Annotated in this window: 1 protein-coding gene; it reads left to right on the forward strand. The window is 65.3% G+C overall.

From position 1 onward, the window contains the following. A partial coding sequence (locus tag ACIPIA_RS16720; protein ID WP_400511096.1) for an OmpA family protein occupies positions 1-1099 on the forward strand: 1099 nt, incomplete at its 5' end. Positions 1100-1166 lie beyond the last annotated feature (67 nt).

Genomic DNA, 1166 nt, shown 5'->3' on the forward strand with positions numbered 1-1166 from the left:
CGCGCCTCCGCCCACGCCCGTGCCTTTCGCACAAGCTCTGCAGAAGGCGGAGGACGATCTCTTCGGCAGGGTCTCGATCGCCGACCAGCAGATCGACCTCGTCATCGATCCGCTCATCGACGCAGCCTCCGGCTCGCAATCGGCCGCTACCCGTTCGATGCAACAGACCCTGATCGAGATCGCCCGCAAATCCTATCCGCGCTTCACCGTTCGCCCCTTCGACAGCGAGGCGCTGGCGCGCAAGCCCGTGGTGCTGGTCGGCACGTTCACGGCCGTGAACAACGGCGGGGCCGCCGATGGTCCACGCGACGCCTACCGGATCTGCCTGACGCTGGCAGATCTGAAATCGAACAGCGTCGTCTCGAAAGGCGTGGCGCGTGCCCAGATGGACGGCGTCGACGTCACGCCGACGCCGTTCTATCGAGAGCTGCCGCTCTGGGCGCAGGACCAGGCGACCAGCGCCTACATCAAGACCTGTCAGGGCACGAAGCTCGGCGAGGCGATCGACCCGGCCTATGCCGAGCGGCTGATGGCGAATGCCTTGGTCAATGATGGCATCCTTGCCTATGAATCGCAGCATTTCCGCGAGTCGCTTGCCTATTACCGGGCAGCGCGCCGGCTGCCGGGCGGCGAGCAGCACCGGGTCAGGATCGGGACCTATCTCGCCGCCAGCAAGCTCGCGCGGCACGACGATATGGTCGATGCCTTCGGCGATCTCGTCGATTACGGCCTCGGCACCAACCAGCTGATGGTGAAGCTGCTGTTCAAGGCCGGCACCACCCAGTTCGTCGACGATCCGCGGATCACCGAGCCCTATCCGATGTGGCTTAGCCAGATTGCGACGCGTGCCCGCCAGAAAGGGGCATGCCTGGAAGTCGTCGGCCACACATCTCGCACCGGGCTGCCTCAGGTGAACGAGCGCCTCTCGACGCTGCGGGCCCAGTTCGTCATGGACCTGCTGCTCACCGGCGCGCCGGAAAACCGCAACCGCATCATCGCGACCGGCCGCGGATTCAAGGAGAACCTGATCGGAACAGGCAAGGACGATAGCAGCGATGCGCTTGACCGACGGGTGGAGTTCAAGGTGATCGGCTGCTGAGTTCCCGCGATGCCGGAGGTTCTTCATGCCGATCGAGAAGGCTCCTGCGGGCTGGTTCGGGCGGCGG

This window comes from Allobosea sp. CER48 (assembly GCF_044752385.1).
Taxonomy (GTDB): domain Bacteria; phylum Pseudomonadota; class Alphaproteobacteria; order Rhizobiales; family Beijerinckiaceae; genus Allobosea.